This window comes from Caballeronia ptereochthonis (assembly GCF_001545075.1).
Lineage (GTDB): Bacteria > Pseudomonadota > Gammaproteobacteria > Burkholderiales > Burkholderiaceae > Caballeronia > Caballeronia ptereochthonis.
This window is the reverse complement of sequence record NZ_FCOB02000015.1, coordinates 86,515-103,875: the sequence shown is the minus strand read 5'-3', so window position 1 is coordinate 103,875 and position 17,361 is coordinate 86,515. Positions and strand designations below refer to the sequence as shown.

Annotated in this window: 17 protein-coding genes and 1 pseudogene; 15 read left to right on the top strand and 3 right to left on the bottom strand. The window is 66.2% G+C overall.

What is annotated here, in order from left to right:
• Positions 1-77: 77 nt before the first annotated feature.
• From mutL to AWB83_RS17280, 4 genes and pseudogenes are all read left to right on the top strand, one after another.
• Positions 78-2,057 carry a DNA mismatch repair endonuclease MutL gene (gene mutL, locus AWB83_RS17295; protein WP_087046907.1) on the top strand — a complete coding sequence of 660 codons (1,980 nt, stop codon included), beginning with the start codon at positions 78-80 and terminating at the stop codon, positions 2,055-2,057.
• Positions 2,054-3,004 (top strand): tRNA (adenosine(37)-N6)-dimethylallyltransferase MiaA, encoded by a 951-nt coding sequence (miaA, locus tag AWB83_RS17290; protein WP_087046833.1) that lies wholly within the window; start codon positions 2,054-2,056, stop codon positions 3,002-3,004. The genes mutL and miaA overlap by 4 nt, the downstream gene beginning before the upstream one ends.
• The gene (locus AWB83_RS17285; RefSeq protein WP_374729122.1) at positions 2,952-3,266 is read left to right on the top strand and encodes a nucleotidyltransferase family protein; all 315 of its coding nucleotides are present in this window, start codon (positions 2,952-2,954) and stop codon (positions 3,264-3,266) included. The genes miaA and AWB83_RS17285 overlap by 53 nt, the downstream gene beginning before the upstream one ends.
• An 89-nt stretch (positions 3,267-3,355) precedes the next feature.
• A pseudogene (locus AWB83_RS17280) lies at positions 3,356-3,616 on the top strand (HepT-like ribonuclease domain-containing protein); the annotation flags it as partial.
• Between the two features lie 81 nt (positions 3,617-3,697).
• Here AWB83_RS17280 and purM read toward each other — a convergent pair.
• The gene (gene purM, locus AWB83_RS17275) at positions 3,698-4,765 is read right to left on the bottom strand and encodes a phosphoribosylformylglycinamidine cyclo-ligase (RefSeq protein WP_087046832.1); all 1,068 of its coding nucleotides are present in this window, start codon (positions 4,763-4,765) and stop codon (positions 3,698-3,700) included.
• 251 nt (positions 4,766-5,016) lie between these two features.
• Between purM and hda the strand changes: the two genes are divergently transcribed.
• The 7 genes from hda to AWB83_RS17240 all read left to right on the top strand — a co-directional run bounded on the left by hda (position 5,017) and on the right by AWB83_RS17240 (position 10,701).
• Positions 5,017-5,829: a DnaA regulatory inactivator Hda gene (gene hda / locus AWB83_RS17270; RefSeq protein WP_087046831.1), complete on the top strand. Its 813-nt coding sequence runs from the start codon at positions 5,017-5,019 to the stop codon at positions 5,827-5,829.
• Between the two features lie 11 nt (positions 5,830-5,840).
• Positions 5,841-6,527, top strand: coding sequence for a histidinol-phosphatase (locus AWB83_RS17265; protein WP_087046830.1), 687 nt, complete (start codon positions 5,841-5,843; stop codon positions 6,525-6,527).
• Entirely contained in the window at positions 6,520-8,106 is a 1,587-nt protein-coding gene (gene pcnB / locus AWB83_RS17260) for a polynucleotide adenylyltransferase PcnB (protein WP_087046829.1), read from the top strand. Before AWB83_RS17265 ends, pcnB begins: the two co-directional genes overlap by 8 nt.
• A gap of 85 nt (positions 8,107-8,191) precedes the next feature.
• Positions 8,192-8,746, top strand: a complete 555-nt coding sequence (gene folK, locus AWB83_RS17255; RefSeq protein ID WP_087046828.1) for a 2-amino-4-hydroxy-6-hydroxymethyldihydropteridine diphosphokinase — start codon at positions 8,192-8,194, stop codon at positions 8,744-8,746.
• Positions 8,743-9,423, top strand: coding sequence for a deoxynucleoside kinase (locus tag AWB83_RS17250; RefSeq protein WP_087046827.1), 681 nt, complete (start codon positions 8,743-8,745; stop codon positions 9,421-9,423). Before folK ends, AWB83_RS17250 begins: the two co-directional genes overlap by 4 nt.
• Positions 9,424-9,462: 39 nt before the next feature.
• Positions 9,463-10,278, top strand: a complete 816-nt coding sequence (gene panB / locus AWB83_RS17245; protein WP_087046826.1) for a 3-methyl-2-oxobutanoate hydroxymethyltransferase — start codon at positions 9,463-9,465, stop codon at positions 10,276-10,278.
• 123 nt (positions 10,279-10,401) lie between these two features.
• Positions 10,402-10,701, top strand: a complete 300-nt coding sequence (locus AWB83_RS17240) for a hypothetical protein (RefSeq protein WP_087046824.1) — start codon at positions 10,402-10,404, stop codon at positions 10,699-10,701.
• Positions 10,702-10,850: 149 nt separating this feature from the next.
• Here AWB83_RS17240 and AWB83_RS17235 read toward each other — a convergent pair whose 3' ends face one another.
• Positions 10,851-11,783, bottom strand: coding sequence for a CopD family protein (locus tag AWB83_RS17235; protein WP_087046822.1), 933 nt, complete (start codon positions 11,781-11,783; stop codon positions 10,851-10,853).
• Positions 11,784-12,237: 454 nt separating this feature from the next.
• On the opposite strand from AWB83_RS17235, the gene AWB83_RS17230 reads away from it, so the two are divergent.
• From AWB83_RS17230 to AWB83_RS17215, 4 genes are all read left to right on the top strand, one after another.
• Positions 12,238-12,984: a c-type cytochrome gene (locus tag AWB83_RS17230; protein ID WP_087046820.1), complete on the top strand. Its 747-nt coding sequence runs from the start codon at positions 12,238-12,240 to the stop codon at positions 12,982-12,984.
• 21 nt (positions 12,985-13,005) lie between these two features.
• Entirely contained in the window at positions 13,006-14,304 is a 1,299-nt protein-coding gene (locus tag AWB83_RS17225; RefSeq protein WP_087046818.1) for a c-type cytochrome, read from the top strand.
• A gap of 111 nt (positions 14,305-14,415) precedes the next feature.
• Positions 14,416-15,036: a PAQR family membrane homeostasis protein TrhA gene (trhA, locus tag AWB83_RS17220; protein ID WP_087046816.1), complete on the top strand. Its 621-nt coding sequence runs from the start codon at positions 14,416-14,418 to the stop codon at positions 15,034-15,036.
• Positions 15,037-15,272: 236 nt separating this feature from the next.
• Positions 15,273-16,796 carry a DEAD/DEAH box helicase gene (locus AWB83_RS17215; protein ID WP_087046814.1) on the top strand — a complete coding sequence of 508 codons (1,524 nt, stop codon included), beginning with the start codon at positions 15,273-15,275 and terminating at the stop codon, positions 16,794-16,796.
• A 28-nt stretch (positions 16,797-16,824) separates the two neighbouring features.
• Here the strand turns inward: AWB83_RS17215 and AWB83_RS17210 are convergent, their stop codons facing one another.
• Positions 16,825-17,337 (bottom strand): hypothetical protein, encoded by a 513-nt coding sequence (locus tag AWB83_RS17210; RefSeq protein WP_087046812.1) that lies wholly within the window; start codon positions 17,335-17,337, stop codon positions 16,825-16,827.
• Between the last annotated feature and the right edge of the window lie 24 nt (positions 17,338-17,361).

Sequence of the window (17,361 nt, the reverse complement as noted above, 5' to 3'; positions counted from 1 at the left end):
TTTCCGGCGCCCTGGCGGCTATGGACAGACGCCGGCCGGCGAACGAGCAGGCCGCGGCGAATCGTTATAATTTCGCCATGGCCGACCTCAACGAACCCTCCGCCGGCGCAATCGCCGCCGCTTTGACCGGCGATGGCGCGCGCCGTTCGCGCGCCATCGCCCCGCTGCCCGACCAACTCATCAGCCAGATCGCCGCGGGTGAAGTGGTGGAGCGGCCGGCGTCGGTCGTCAAGGAGCTGCTGGAAAACGCCCTCGACGCGGGCGCGCGCACGCTGCGCATCACGCTCGATGAAGGCGGCGTGAAACGCATCGTCGTCGCCGACGACGGCGACGGCATCCCGCCCGGCGAACTTCCCCTCGCCCTCATGCGCCATGCGACGAGCAAGATCCGCTCGCTCGCCGAGCTCGAAGCCGTCGCCACGCTCGGGTTTCGCGGCGAGGCGATCGCGTCGATCGCGTCCGTGGCCGAGCTCTTCATCACGAGCCGTACCGAAACCTGTCCGCACGCGACGCGCATCGACGCGCAGACCGGCGCGATTTCGCCCGCCGCCGGCACCGTCGGCACGACGATGGAAGTGCGCGAGCTGTACTTCAACACGCCCGCGCGCCGCAAGTTCCTGAAGAGCGAGCAGACCGAGCTCGGTCATTGCCTCGAAGTGATCCGCCGCACGGCGCTCGCGCGCCCGGACGTCGCGATTTCGGTGATCCACAACGGCCGCGCCGTCGAGCACTGGAACGCGAGCGATCCGCAGACGCGCGTCGCGAAGATTCTCGGCGAGGTGTTCGAGACCTCCCACCTGCCGCTCGACGAGCGCGCCGGCCCGCTCGCGGTCTACGGCTGCGCGGGCCTGCCGACGGCGAGCCGCGGCCGCGCCGACCAGCAATATTTCTTCGTGAACGGCCGCTTCGTGCGCGACAAGCTGCTCACGCACGCCGTGCGCGCCGCGTACGAGGACGTTCTGCACGGCAACCGCTATCCGGCATACGTGCTGTTTCTCGATCTGCCGCCCGAATCCGTCGATGTGAACGTGCATCCGTCGAAAATCGAAGTGCGCTTCCGCGATTCGCGCTCGATTCACCAGTACGTCTTTCATGCCGTGCAGCGCGCGCTCGCGCGGCACGCGGGCGCGTCGCCGGAGACGACATCGGGCGGGCACGCCGCGCAGTTGCAGCCGACCGGGCCGGCTTCGTTCAGCGCGAAGCCGTTCGTCGGAGCAGACACGCCTTCCACGAAAAGCGAAAACGGCACGACGTGGATGCGCCAGTCGCGCATGACGCAGGGCACGCTGCCGGTCGCGCAGCCGCTCGCGCTCTATGACGCGCTGTTCGGCCGCAAGGATCTCGCCGCGGGCACGCCGGACGCGGCGACGACCATCGGCACGCCGTACCCGACGCCCGAGCAGGCGCCCGCCACGCCCGTATGGGCAAGCGACAGCGCATCCTTCGCGTCCGGCCCGCTCGATCACGCCGACGATCAGCCGCTCGGCTTCGCCGTCGGCCAGATTCACGGCATCTACGTGCTGGCGCAGAACGCGCGCGGGCTCGTCATCGTCGACATGCACGCCGCGCACGAGCGGATTCTCTACGAGCAGTTCAAGCACGCGCTCGCCGATCGCGCGATCGGGGTGCAGCCGCTCCTGATTCCCGTGTCGATGACGGCCGATCCGGTGGAGATCGGCGTCGTCGAGGAAGAGCGTGAAACGCTCGATGCGCTCGGCTTCGACCTCGCGGTGCTCTCGCCGACGTCCATCGCGATCCGCGCCGTGCCCGCGCTGCTGAAGGACGCCGACCTGCAGTCGCTCGCGCGCGCCGTGCTTGCGGATCTGCACGCTTACGGCGGCTCGCGCGTGCTCACCGAGCGACAGCACGAGTTGCTGGGCACGCTCGCCTGCCACAACGCGGTACGGGCGAACCGGCGGCTCACGCTGGACGAGATGAACGCGCTCCTGCGCCAGATGGAAGCGACCGAGCGCGCCGATCAGTGCAATCACGGCCGGCCGACCTGGTATCAGCTGACGCTCGCCGATCTCGACCGCCTCTTCATGCGCGGACAATGAGCGATTCGGTTTTGTCCGTGCCTTGCCTGCTCGGGCCCACGGCGTCCGGAAAGACGGCCGCCGCGCTGGCGCTCGCGGCGCGGCATCCGGTCGAGATCGTGAGCGTGGATTCCGCGCTCGTGTACCGCGAAATGGACATCGGCACGGCCAAGCCGGACGCGGAGGAGCGCGCGGCGGCGCCGCATCATCTGATCGACATCATCGATCCCGCCGAAACATACTCCGCCGCGCAGTTTCGCGCGGATGCGCTCAGGCTCGTCGGCGAGATCGTCGCGCGCGGCAAGACGCCGTTGCTGGTCGGCGGCACGATGCTGTACTACAAGGCGCTGACGCAAGGCCTCAACGATCTCCCTACCGCCGACGCCGGCGTGCGCGCCGCCCTCGACGCCGACGCCGAACGCGAAGGCTGGCCCGCGCTGCATGCGCGGCTCGCGGCGGTCGATCCGGACACCGCCGCGCGCCTTGCGCCGAACGATTCGCAGCGCATCCAGCGGGCGCTGGAAGTCTTCATGCTGAGCGGACGGCCGATGTCCGCCCTGCTCGCCGCGCCGCGCACGCAAGCGGAGGATGCGCCGTATCGCTTCGTGCCGATCGCGCTGGAGCCGTCGGACCGGGCGGTGCTGCACAGGCGTATCGAGGCGCGCTTCGATGCGATGCTCGCGCACGGTTTCATCGACGAAGTGAAGCGGCTGCGCGCGCGCGGTGACCTCGACCTGTCGATGCCGTCGATGCGCTGTGTCGGCTATCGGCAGGCCTGGGAATTCCTCGACGGCGCGACGAGCCGCGACGAGATGCGCGACAAGGGCGTGTTCGCGACGCGGCAGCTGTGCAAGCGCCAGTTGACGTGGCTCAGGGCGATGCCGGAGCGCATCGTCGTGGATTGCTGCGCGGCGGATGCGACGGAGCGGGCGGTGGAGGCGGTGGAGCGCGTTTCGGGACTCCGATGAGCGTTGCGCTCCTCGTCCTTCCTCCTGCTCGAATCGCGCGGCCAACGCGCGCGTCTTCGGCTCCGTCCTGCACGGGGACGATGGCGATGAAAGCGACCTCGACATCCTCGTGGACGCGCTGCCAGGCGCGACACTGCTCGATCTGGGCGCGATTCAGGTCGAACTGGAGGATCTGCTCGGCGTATCGGTCGATGTGGTGACGCCGCAGGACTTGCCCCCGAAGTTTCGCCGTGAAGTGCTCGACGAGGCGCGTGCCGTATGAATGCGAAGCGGAAGTTGCGCCTCGGAGATTACGTGGAGCACATCCTGGACGCGTCGAAAACGGCGCGCGGGTAACTCGAAGGCACCGACAAAGCCGAGTTCATGCAAACGCGGATGATCCAGCAAGCCGTCATTCTGAATCTGATCGTGATCGGCGAGGCGGCGGTTCAAATCGAAACCGAGTTCCCGGATTTCGCACAAGCCAATGCCTCGGTGCCTTGGAAAAAACCGCGCGGCATGCGCAACCGACTGACCCACGGCTACTTCGACACGAATCTTGATATCGTCTGGGAGACCGTGAAGAACGCTTTGCCGGAACTCGAGCGCGTCCTGTCGCCGCATTCCGGATAACGCGGCGCGTACGAATCACCGCTCCAGAAACAAAAAACCCCCGCACTCCACGAGGGTTTTTGTCCGTGCGACCCGACGATCTCAAACCACCACCGTCTGCGCCTCTCCTGCCTTGCTTTCACGCACGACGCCGATCTGCCAGACCTGCTCACCGGCCGCGGACAGCAGCCCGGTCGCCGCCTGGGCATCTTCCGCCGCGACGATCACCGCCATCCCGATCCCGCAGTTGAACACGCGATGCATCTCCGCATCCGCTACGCCGCCGTGCTTCTGCAGCCACGCGAACAACGGCGGCAACGGCCACGCGCGATGATCCAGCTCCGCCGTCAGCCCTTCGCGCAGCACGCGCGGAATGTTCTCGACGAGCCCGCCGCCCGTGATGTGCGCCATGCCCTTCACCGTGACGCTCTGCATCGTCGAAAGCAGCGACTTCACGTAGATGCGCGTCGGCGCCATCAGCGCGTCGGCGAGCGAGCGGCCGTCGAAGTCCGCGTTCAGATCCGGATTCGCGCGCTCGATGATCTTGCGCACCAGCGAATAGCCGTTCGAATGAATGCCGCTCGAAGCAAGCCCCAGCACGACATCGCCCGGCTTGATCGTGCTGCCGTCGATGATCTTGCTCTTTTCCACCGCGCCCACCGCGAAGCCCGCGAGATCGTACTCGCCGTCCGGATACATGCCCGGCATTTCCGCCGTCTCGCCGCCGATCAGCGCGCACCCCGCCAGCTCGCAACCCTGCGCGATGCCTTTCACCACGTCGGCGGCCGTGTCGACGTCCAGCTTGCCGCACGCGAAATAATCGAGGAAAAAGAGCGGCTCGGCGCCCTGCACGAGAATGTCGTTCACGCTCATCGCGACGAGATCCTGGCCCACCGTGTCGTGGCGGTTCAGCTGGAACGCGAGGCGCAGCTTCGTGCCGACGCCGTCCGTGCCCGAAACGAGCACCGGCTCCTTGTACTTCTTCGGCACCTCGAAAAGCGCGCCGAATCCGCCGATGCCGCCCAGCACGCCGTCGCGCAACGTCTTCTTGGCAAATGGCTTGATGCGATCGACGAGCGCGTCGCCCGCGTCGATGTCCACGCCCGCATCGCGATAAGACAGACCCTCGGCCGAATCATGGGCGTTCTGGGCGGATTTCGGTTGATTCATGGGGGGAGTGCGAGAAGGTCGGTAAAATGCGATTTTACCCGATGATGACCCGACGACCGGATTTCCCGCGCGCGAGAAAGATCCCGGCGACGCTCTTTTCGAGATCCGGAGTGACCGAACGAGCGCGGCCGCGAAAAACGCGCATGGCTGGCGACAGCGGCTTCGCGCGCGATCGCGCGGCTCATCCGCCCGTTTTCGAGATACACCCGACTCAATACGCCCGACCCAAGGCCCGACGAAACCGATCTCCCGTGCAACGCCAACTGACGCTCGATCTCGGCACGCCGCCGCCCGCCACCTTCGACAATTTCTTCGCCGCCGGCAATCACGAACTGATCTCGCGGCTGCGCGAGCTCGAAGGCGCGCTCGCGGCAGGGCCGGTCGCGGACCGCACATTCTACGTCTGGGGCGAGCGGGGCAGCGGCCGCAGCCATCTGCTGCAGGCGCTCACGCACGAAGCGAACGGCCACGGGCGCTATCTGAGCCCGCAAAGCGCGCTCAACGCGTTCGGCTTCGATCCGCGCGTGACGCTCTACGCCGTCGACGATTGCGATCGCCTGTCGGCGGCGCAGCAGATCGCGCTCTTCAATCTCTTCAACGAAGTGCGCGCGCATCCGACGAGCGCCCTCGTCGCCACCGGCAACGACGCGCCGCTCGCGCTCACCGTGCGCGAAGACTTGCGCACGCGGCTCGGCTGGGGTCTCGTGTTCCATCTGCAGCCGCTTGCGGACGACGCCAAGGCGTCGGTGCTGAAGCACGCGGCGCGCGAGCGCGGCATCGTGCTGGCGGAAGACGTGCCCGGCTACCTGCTCACGCATTTCCGCCGCGACATGCCGAGCCTCATGGCCCTGCTCGACGAGCTCGACCGCTTCTCGCTGGAGCAAAAGCGCGCGGTGACGCGCCCGCTCCTGCGCGCGATGCTCCAGCAAAGCGGGCGGGCGACGCCGCTCGTTCCCGTGAGCGCCGAAGACGCGCCCGCAAAGCCGACCGACCTTCTGGGCGATCCGCTCGATCCCGATTCCGGCCCGGCCGCGCCGGACAACGATCCGACCCGCTTCAAGTAGAATGCGCACCCATGAACCTCGCCCTCTTTGATCTCGATCACACGCTCATTCCCACCGACAGCGACCATGAATGGGGCCGCTTCATGGTGAAGCTCGGCATCGTCGACGCGGAATCTTTCGCGCGTCAGAACGACTCCTTTTACGCCGATTACAAGGCGGGCGTGCTCGATATCAACGCTTATCTGCACGCGATGCTCGCACCCCTCGCGAAATACTCGCGCGAGCAACTCTCCGACTGGCACGCGCAGTTCATGCACGAAGTGATCAATCCGCGCATCGTGCCGGCCGCGGTCACGCTCGTGCGCGAGCATCAAGACAACGGCGATCTCTGTTGCCTCGTCACCGCGACCAACGCGTTCATCACCGCGCCGATCGCGGAAGCCTTCGGCATCGAAACGCTCATCGCATGCGAAGTGGAAACGGTCGACGATCATCCGCAAGGCGCGCTCACTGGCCGGCCGACCGGCACGCCGAGCTATCGCGAAGGCAAGATCGTGCGCGTGGAGCAATGGCTCGCGTCGCTCGGCAAGAAGCTCGGCGACTTCAAACACAGCTATTTCTACAGCGACTCGCACAACGATATCCCGCTCCTCGAGCGCGTCACCGACCCCGTCGCCACCAATCCGGACGACACCCTGCGGGCGCATGCGCAAGCCAAAGGCTGGCGCATCCTGAATCTCTTCGACACACGTGATTAAAAAACTCATCCGCAAGCTGTTCGGGCAAGAAAGCGCCTCTGCCGACGCCGGCAACGAAAGCGCGGCCAACGACAATCCGACTGCTTCGTCCGCCGTGAAACCCGCCCGCAAGAGCCCGCGCAAGAAAGCCGCGCCAGCGAAACGCGATCCGAACGTGCCGATCATCCTGTCCTCGGACATTCACGGCATCGATCCGTCGCTGATCTCGAAGAACGCCATCCGCGTGACCGATGGCCTGCAGCAGGCGGGACATCGCGCGTTCATCGTCGGCGGCGCGGTGCGCGATCTGCTGCTCGGCGTGGCGCCCAAGGACTTCGACGTCGCCACCGACGCAACGCCCGACCAGGTGCAGAAACTCTTCCGCCGCGCGCGCATCATCGGCCGGCGCTTTCAGATCGTGCACGTGCAGTTCGGACAGGAGATCATCGAGACCTCGACGTTCCGCGCGCTGATGGACGCGCCGCCGGCGGAACCCGTTGCCGAGCCGCCGCGCCGCCTGAAGCGCGGCGAGCTCGACAACCGCACGCACGCCGTCGATGCGAGCGGCCGCGTGCTGCGCGACAACGTCTGGGGCGAGCAGCACGAAGACGCCACGCGCCGCGACTTCACCATCAACGCGATGTACTACGATCCGGCCACGCAAACGGTGCTGGATTATCACGACGGCATGGCCGACATCCGCGCGCGCGTGCTCCGCATGATCGGCGATCCGGCCACGCGCTATCGCGAAGACCCGGTGCGCATGCTGCGCGTGGTGCGCTTCGCGGCGAAGCTCGGCTTCGAGATCGACGAGGCGACGCGCGCGCCGATCAAGGAACTCGCCGACCTGATGAACAACGTGCCGGCGGCGCGTCTCTTCGACGAGATGCTGAAGCTGCTGCTGTCCGGTCATGCGCTCGCGTGCCTCACGCGGCTGCGTCAGGAAGGTCTGCATCATGGCGTGCTGCCCCTGCTCGATGTCGTGCTCGAACAGCCGCACGGCGAGAAGTTCGTCACGCTCGCGCTCACCAGCACCGACGAACGCGTGCGTGCGGGCAAGCCGGTCTCGCCGGGCTTTCTCTTCGCCACGTTGCTGTGGCACGACGTGCAGACGCGCTGGCAGCAATACACCGCGAACGGTGAATATCCGGTGCCGGCGCTGCATCGCGCGATGGACGACGTCCTCGACATGCAGACCGAGAAGCTCGCGATCCACAAGCGCTACTCGTCGGACATGCGCGAGATCTGGGGTCTTCAGCATCGGCTGGAAAAGCGCGGCCGCAGCGCGCTGAAGCTGCTGGAACACCAAAGATTCAGAGCGGGGTATGATTTCCTGCTACTGCGTAGCGAATCGGGAGAACTCGATGCCGAAGTCGGTCAATGGTGGACCGACTTCGTAAACGGCGACGGCGCCGCGCGCGAAGCCTTGCTCACGCAAGGCGGAAAAGAGGGCAGCGCCCCGAAGAAGCGGCGTCGCCGCAGCAACACCAGGCGTCGTTCGAGCGATGCGGCAGCGCCCGGCGCGCAAGCGGAGCGAAGCGGCGATGGCGACGCGGTATCGAGCGCCGCACCCAGGCGTGAAGACGCGGACAACGAATAAAGCCGGTTTTGGTTACAGTAGCGGAGAGCGACGTGCTTTAATGCTCCTCCGCTTTTCGCTGCAACCTACGCGTAGGACTTCTGCCATGACGATTGCTTATCTGGGCCTGGGAGCGAATCTCGGCGATGCGCGCCAGACCCTGAAAGACGCAGTCGTGTGTCTCGCCCAGCAACACACGATCACCGTGCTCGCGAAATCGAGCGTCTATCGCACCGCACCGATCGATGCGTCGGGCGACGACTACTTCAACTGCGTCGTCAAGCTCGAGACGAGCCTGCCCGCGCGATCGCTCCTGCGCTTGTGTCACGGCATCGAGCAGCAGTTCGGGCGCGAGCGGCCGTATCGCAATGCGCCGCGCACGCTCGATCTCGACATCTTGCTCTACGGCGCATCGAGCATCGACGAAGCGGATCTCGTCGTGCCGCATCCGCGCATGACCGAGCGCGCCTTCGTGCTCGTGCCGCTCATCGAGCTCGACCCCGATCTCATTCTTCCCCAGCGCGGCCGCGCGGATTCATTCATTGCGGGCGTCGCCGATCAGCGCATCGAGAAGGTCGCCAACTGCCAGTGCATGGCAGGCTCGCAGACGCGCGGCGCGACCACGACGCCAGCCGCCACCAACAAGACAGATTGCCGATGAGCGTTCCGCCACTCACCGTCACCGCGCCGCAACTGCGGCCGCCGCACCGCTACATCGCGATCGAGGGCCCGATCGGCGTGGGCAAGACCACGCTCGCGACGCTGCTCGCCGAACGCTGGTCGATGCGCACGCTCTTCGAGCGCCCGCAGGACAATCCGTTTCTCGAGCGCTTCTATCGCGACACGACGCGCCATGCGCTCGCGACGCAATTGAGCTTCGCGCTGCAGCGCGCGTCGCAGGCCCGCGAAGCCGCCGATATCGTGGCGAGCGGCACGCCGCTGATGACCGACTTCCTCACGCAGAAGAGCGAGCTGTTCGCGCGCCTCACGCTGCCCGACGACGAGTTCCAGCTGTACGAGGACGTCGCGAGCCGCCTTCATGCGAACGGGCCCGCGCCCGATCTCGTCATCTACTTGCAGGCGAGCCCGGAAGTGCTGTTCTCGCGCATCCAGAAACGCGCGCTGCCGATGGAGCTGCAAATCTCGGACTCGTATCTGCGCGCGCTGTGCGACGCCTATAACGACTTCTTCTATCACTACGACGCGACGCCGCTGCTCACCGTGAACGCGGAGCATCTGAATCCGCTCGCATCGGATGAGGATCTCGCCTTGCTCGTCGAACGCATCGAGACGATGCGCGGACGCAAGGAATTCTTTGTCAAAGGCGTGTCGGCCTGAGCCTGTCATCGGGCGCACGCACTCTCCAGTGAAACGATCATGACGTATCTGCAGGAAACGAATCGCTCGACGATCACCGTCCCCAAGCTCCAGGCCATGCGCCAGGCGGGCGAACGCATCGCGATGCTGACATGCTATGACGCGAGCTTCGCTGCGCTGCTCGATCGCGCGGGCGTCGACGTCTTGCTGATCGGCGATTCGCTCGGCAACGTGCTGCAAGGGCATGGCACGACGCTGCCCGTCACGCTGAACGACATCGCGTATCACACGGCCTCGGTCGCGCGCGGCAACAGGAGCGCGCTCATCGTCGCGGACATGCCGTTCGGCACCATCGGTTCGAAAGAGGATGCCTACGCGAACGCGGTGCAGCTGATGCGCGCAGGCGCACAGATGGTGAAGATCGAAGGCGGCGAATGGCTCGCGGAGACCGTGCGCTTTCTCGTCGAGCGTTCGATCCCGGTGTGCGGGCACGTGGGGCTCACGCCGCAGTCGGTGCACGCGTTCGGCGGCTTCAAGGTGCAGGGCAAGTCGGAAGCGGCGGCGGTACAAATGAAGCGCGACGCCGTCGCGCTGCAGGAGGCGGGCGCGCAACTGCTCGTGATCGAGGCGGTGCCGACGCTGCTCGCGCGTGAAGTCACGCAGACGCTTGCAATTCCGACGATCGGCATCGGCGCGGGCATCGACTGCTCAGGACAGGTGCTCGTGCTGCACGACATGCTCGGCATCTTCCACGGCAAGCGGCCGCGCTTCGTCAAGGATTTCATGCAAGGGCAGCCGAACATCTGCGCGGGCGTCGAAGCATACGTGCGCGCGGTGAAGGACGGCAGTTTCCCCGGTCCCGAGCACACGTTCTGACGGCGCGCCGGACGCGCCGAAGCGTCCCGAAACGCCTGCTTATGATTGCGCTGTCTCGTACATACTGGCGAGCTTCTTGCGTGTATCCTTGCCTACAGTCACAAGAAAAAGAGCGGGAGAATCATGTGGCACGTCCTTCCCGATGAATACGTCCGGGCCCAACTGGCGGTCGGCTCGCTCGTCGCATTGGGCGTGGCCCGCGTCGTGGCCGCGGGGGTCGGCGCGCAGCACGGCTGGCGCATCTCGGTCGTGACGCGCTGGTTCATCGGCGCCGCGGCGCTGTTCTGCCTGCCGCAGTTGCTCGACGTGATTTGCTTCGCGGATTCGCATGCCGCGCTGGTCGAGCTTCAAGGGAAAGTCATCGGTTGCGCGGTCGCGCTCTTCTGCGCGCCGATCGTCAGTCACAAGCTCGGGTACGAATGACGGGCGCGGTCTGCTCCGCGTCATTCCATGCGCGGCGTGCTTCGCGCCAGCCGGGTTTTGCTTAGGGATCCGGAGCGACGAGCCATTCAAGAATTCGAAACGCTGGCGGTGACCCCCGCAGGCCTTTCGAACACCATCTCGAAAGCACATCATCCCGCTGAGGCGAGTCCCGGCACGCTGTGCGACAGCACGGCGGCCGCCACGAACACGCCCGCCATCATCACGGCCTCGATGCGCATGACGTTGATGACCGTGTGCGCATCCATCGTCGATGCACTGCGTTGCAATCGCGGCAGCGCCGACCAGCGGTTCAGCGCACCGAACACAAGCGCCGCCGCGATCAGCACGACCTTGACGAGCAGCGCGTGTCCCCATGCGCTCGCCGTCAGAACCGCGGGCGATCCGCCGATGCCGCGCCACGCGTTGAACGCACCCGTCGCGATCACCAGCGCCACCGCGATCGCCGCCGCATGCGACATGCGCGCGACCGTGCGGATCAGGAACGCTCGCGCCACCGACGTATCCAGCGCGGGCAACACGAACGCGCCCGCGATGACGATGCCGCCCCACGCGGCCGTCGCGAGCAGATGCAGCGCCTGCACGGCTTCGGCGACGGAGAACGCGCCGTCATCGGCGGCGTGACCGACCGCCGACTTGCCCGCCGCGACGATCAGCACCGCAAGTATCGCGAAACCGGTCCGCGCAGCCGATAGCGGTCCGCCGGGCGCGGCCGCCAGCAGCAAGAGCACGCTTCCCGCGAGGCCGACAGACCAGCCGATGCCCGCATGCGTGCCCGTCGCGACCAGCCATAGCGACGCACCGGCCCGCGCGATCGGCGCGCCGCTCATCGCCGCGGACTGCAGCCACAGCGAAACGAAATCGCAGAGCACCAGCACGATCGCGGCGGCCATCCCGGCACGCCATGCGCGCCGCCAGCCGGAGCGCGCGGGCGAAACCGGCGCGAACGCCTGTGCGCCGCACAGCCAGCCGTTGAGGATCAGCGCGCCGAGCACGCATGCGAAGGCGATGTCGGCAAGCGCGGCGAAGCCGACTTGCGCGAGCCAGAGGGAATCGTCACTCATCGTGGAGGATCGGCCGCGAGATGAACGCGCCTCGTAGAAGAGAGGGTCGTCGAGGAAAACCTGCGGAGTCTAAACGAACTCGCACGCGAACGCGCACGGTGCAGCACAGCATCGATTACGAGCGAAACGCCTTGAAATTTCGCCGCGCGCTTCCGAAACTGCATGAAGCACGTCGGGCAGGCGTTTCGAATCGAGTCGAGTCCTGATCGAAAGGAAATGACGTTCCGCGAGCGGTCAATGGCCGCGCGGCATATTGTCGCGAATGCGCTGCAACAGGACCTAGCGCCGGATTGTGTCAAATAGTCATCATCATGCATCGATGATAGAATGCCGCGTCGCATCAGAGGCTCGTCGAGCCGCTGTGGCCGTGGTCCGCCACCCACCGCCCCTTGCGTGGCCGTGGTTCGCCACCTTCGCACCGAGCCGCACGAAGCTCGGCAGGTCCCCGAATTTCATGGAGTGTCGCGTGTTTTCAAGACGCATTTTTCGTCCGCTGCTCGCTTTGGCTTTCGCCTCGGCTCTGGTAGGCGGCGCCGGCGTTTTCAGCTCCGCCGCGCAGGCGCAAAACCAGCCGATCGCCCCTGACACGATGGCTGCGCGCGTGCAAGGTTGCACGGCGTGCCACGGCGTTCACGGCGAAGGCACGGACAACGATTACTTCCCGCGTCTTGCCGGCAAGCCCGCCGACTATCTGTACAACCAGCTCCAGAATTTCCGCGAAGGCCGGCGCAAGTATCCGCCGATGAACTACCTCGTCACGTATCTCTCGGACGACTATCTTCATCAGATCGCGACGTACTTCTCGAACCAGCGTCCTCCGTATCCGCCGCCGGCCAAGGCCAACGTCTCGGCCACGACGCTCGCACGCGGCCAGCAGATCGTGCTGAACGGCGACTCCTCGAAGAACATTCCTGCTTGCGCGGCCTGCCACGGCAAGGGCCTGACCGGCATGCAGCCGGCCATCCCGGGTCTCGTCGGCCTGCACTCGGACTACATCAGCGCGCAAGTCGGCGCATGGAAGTCGGGCACGCGCCACGCCAAGGCCCCCGACTGCATGCAGCAGATCGCCTCGCGCCTGACGGACGACGACGTGACCGCCGTCGCCGCATGGCTCTCTACGCAAACTGCACCCGCCAACCCGGTGCCCGCGCCCGCTGGCTCGTTGAAGATGCCGCTCAAGTGCGGCAGCGAACCGCAATAAGGCGTCTGGAGCGACAACAAAATGAAACGCAAGTCCCTGTTCGCACTTTCCTCGGCTGTCGTGGTGGCAGCCGTCGCAGCCGGCGCCGTCCTCTGGTCGGGCGGCGACAATCTGCATTCGGGCGGCGCCATCGCGGCGACGCCGGCTGATAAAGCCGCGCTCGTCAAGCAAGGTGAATACCTCGCGCGCGCCGGCGACTGTATCGCGTGCCACACGGTGCGCGGCGGCAAGGAGTTCGCGGGCGGCCTGCCGATGGCCACGCCCTTCGGCACCATGTTCACGCCGAACATCACGCCGGACGATCAATACGGCATCGGCAAGTGGACCTCCGACGACTTCTATCGCGCGATGCATACGGGCCGCTCGAAGGACGGCAGCCTGCTCTACCCCGGCTTCCCGTTCACGAGCTACACGAAGGTCACGCGCGCCGACTCCGACGCGATCTACGCGTATCTGCGCTCGGTCCCGCCGGTTTCGGAACCGAGCCGTCCGCATGAACTGCGCTTCCCGTTCAACAACCGCAATCTGCTGATCGGCTGGCGCACGCTGTTCTTCAGCGAAGGCGAATACAAGCCGGATCCCACCAAATCGGTGGAATGGAACCGCGGCGCGTATCTGGTCGAAGGCCTGGGCCACTGCGGCATGTGCCACACCTCGATCAACGCGATGGGCGGCCCGGTCAGCTCGGCGGCCTTCGCGGGCGGCCTGATCCCGCTGCAGAACTGGTACGCGCCGTCGCTCACGTCGAACAAGGAAGCGGGCCTCGGCGACTGGGACCTGAAGGACATCAACGACCTGCTGAAGACCGGCGTGTCGCAGCGCGGCGCGGTGTTCGGCCCGATGGCCGAAGTGGTCCACAACAGCCTGCAGTACATGACCGACGCGGACGTCAACGCGATCTCGACCTATCTCAAGTCGATCCCGCAGAAGAAGGAAGCGCCGGAAGTCATGCAGCTTGAAACCTCCGAGAAGTTCGGCGGCGAGCTGCTCACGCTGGGCAAGAAGGTGTACACCGAGAACTGCGCGAAGTGCCACGCGGAGAACGGTCTCGGCAAGCCGCCTGCCTACCCGCCGCTCGCGAACAACCAGTCGATCCAGATGCAGTCGGCCGTCAACCCGATCCGCATGACGCTCAACGGCGGCTATCCGCCGAGCACGGAAGGCAACCCGATGCCGCACGGCATGCCGCCGTTCGCGCAGTCGCTGTCGGATACGGAAGTCGCTGCCGTCGTGACGTATATCCGTATGTCGTGGGGCAACCATGGCACGCCGGTGTCGCCGCAGCAGGTGAGCAATCTGCGTTCGGCGCCGCTCGACTGAGGTCCGCAGCGGCCATCCGCAAAGACAGCGTACAATACGCACTGGGGCGCAGCCTTCGTAGTTGGGGCCGCGCCTCTTGCTTTTTGGTGAATGCGTTTTTGTGGATTCGACATGCACGCGGGTGAGCGTTTCAACAGCATCAGCCATCTGATCGGCGCTTTGCTGTCGGTGGCGGGACTGGCGACGCTCGTCACGATGGGCGCGCTGGATGGCGACGCCTACAAGGTCGTCAGCTTCGCGCTGTACGGTGCGATGCTCTGCGTGCTGTACATCATCTCCACGCTGTACCACTGGGCGCGCACGCCGCGCGTCAAGGCGATACTGCAGAAGTGCGATCATTCGGCCATCTACTTGCTGATCGCAGGCAGCTACACGCCGTATACACTGGTGACTTTGCGTGGACCATGGGGCTGGTCGCTTTTCGGCGTGAGCTGGGGGCTTGCCGCACTCGGCATCACGCAGGAACTCACGCTCGGGCGCCGAACCCGCAGCGTTTCGATGGTGCTCTACGTGTTGATGGGCTGGCTCGCGCTCGTAGCCGTTCATCCGCTCGTGAAGGCGCTGCCGGCCGCGGCAACCGCGTGGCTGGTGGCGGGCGGCGTCGTGTACACCGCCGGTATCTGGTTTTTCATCAACGACGAGCGCATCCGGCACGGACACGGAATCTGGCATCTGTTCGTGCTGGCAGGCAGCTTGTGCCAGTTCGTGAGCGTCGCGCGCTATGTCGCGTGAGCCGCGGACGGGACGAGCGCCACGGCATCGCAGCGTCATCGATGCAACTTAGCGCCTCATGACGTGTCTTGATAGCACGTCGAACCTTGCGGCAACGCCCGGCGCTCACTGACCGCCGATTGGCCCGCCGCCCGATTTTTTCCGAGCGTCGCGCATACGCTCTGCCGGCCGAACGATGATTCGCCGCAGTCACGATTCGCATGCGCGCCGTTCGACATAACGAATTACATCCATTTATGTCTTTTGATTCACTCGGTCTGTCCGAACCCCTGCTTCGAGCCGTCAACGAACTCGGCTATTCCAGTCCCACTCCGATCCAGCTGCAGGCGATCCCCGCCGTTCTGAAAGGCGGCGACCTGCTCGCGGGCGCGCAAACCGGCACGGGCAAGACCGCCGGCTTCACGCTGCCGATCCTGCAACGCCTGTCGCAACTCGCGCCCGTCACGGGCGGCGCGAAGCGCCCGGTGCGCGCGCTGATTCTCACGCCGACGCGCGAACTCGCTGCACAGGTCGAGGAAAGCGTGCGCGCATACGGCAAGTATCTGAAGCTCAGATCGACCGTGATGTTCGGCGGCGTCGGCATCAATCCGCAGATCGAGGCGCTGCGCCGCGGCGTCGATATCGTCGTGGCGACGCCGGGGCGTCTGCTCGATCACATGCAGCAGAAGACGATCGACGTGTCGAAGCTCGAAATCCTCGTGCTCGACGAAGCCGATCGCATGCTCGACATGGGTTTCATCCACGACATCAAGCGCGTGCTGGCGCGTCTGCCGCAGAAGCGCCAGAACCTGCTCTTCTCGGCTACCTTCTCCGACGAGATCAAGGCGCTCGCCGACGGCCTGCTCGATTCGCCCGCGCTCATCGAAGTCGCGCGCCGCAATACGACGGCCGAGAGTGTCGAGCAGAAGATCCATCCGGTCGATCGCGATCGCAAGCGCGAGCTGCTCACGCATCTCATCCGCACCAACAACTGGTTCCAGGTGCTCGTGTTCACGCGCACGAAGCACGGCGCGAACCGGCTCGCCGAGCAGCTCGGCAAGGACGGCATCAGCGCCCTCGCGATTCACGGCAACAAGAGCCAGTCGGCGCGCACGCGCGCACTCGCCGAATTCAAGGATCAGACGCTGCAGGTGCTGGTCGCGACCGATATCGCGGCGCGCGGCATCGACATCGATCAACTGCCGCACGTCGTCAACTTCGATCTGCCGAACGTGCCGGAAGACTACGTGCATCGCATTGGCCGCACGGGGCGCGCGGGCGCGGAAGGCGAAGCGGTGTCGCTGGTCTGCGTGGACGAGCATCAACTGCTGCGGGACATCGAGCGCCTCATCAAGCGCCCGATTCCGAGCGAAGTGATTCCCGGCTTCGAACCCGATCCGAACGCGAAGCCCGAGCCGATCCAGCGCCGCAGCCAGGGGCGCGGCCAGAGTCAGGGGCGTCAGGCGCCGCGCAACGGCGAGGCGCGTCCGAATGGCGAGGCACGGCGCAATGGCGAGCCGCGCCGTGACGGCGCCCGTCCGAACGGCGAGACGCGTGCAGCGCGGCCGTCGAATGGAAACAACGGCGGTCAGCCTGCGCGCGACGGGCGCACTCACAGCAAGCCGGCGGCAAAGCCCGGCACGAGCGCCGGCGCCCCGCCGCGACGCGCGGAGCCGCCACAGGCAGGCCACGTCGCGAATGCACGCAAGCCGGCGACCAATCCCGGCGCGCTGCTCGGCGGCCGGCGCGACGCATTGCGCTCCGGCAACCGCGGGCGCTGAACAGGAATCGGCGCAGCGCGCCGATGTTTCAGGCGGCAGCGCTCGCCGCCCGCTTCAGCCATTCGAGTTGCTCGCGCCAGCGCGCGAGCACCGCATCGGCTTCAGTCAGTTCAAACGCGATTCCATTCGTGAGCCGCGCATACCCCACCCGCTGCATCTCGCCGCTCTCGATCGTGCCGACGAAGCATGCGAGCGGCACATCGTCGAGCGGCACGCGCCGCGCATCCAGCTGCACCTGATAGAACGCCTCGTCGAATACGAAGGCGAGCGTGGCGCGCCCGCTCGCGGCGACGGCCTGCGCGGTCCGCGACGATGGCCAGAGCGCGAATGCGAGCGTGCGCGCATCGGGGGCGAGCAACTCGCCCGCGCTCAGCAGCGCGGTCCGCACGCGATGGGCCGTATCGGCGGCGCACAGCGATGCGGTGAACCTGCCGTCGGCGCCCGCGAGCGTGCCATCGAAGAGCGCGCGCAACGCGGGCGGCCATTCGTCGAAAACGGAATGCGAGGACAGCGATGCCTGCGGCGCGGTGTGATCGGTCATATCAAGACGCCGGCTTCGGGCCGG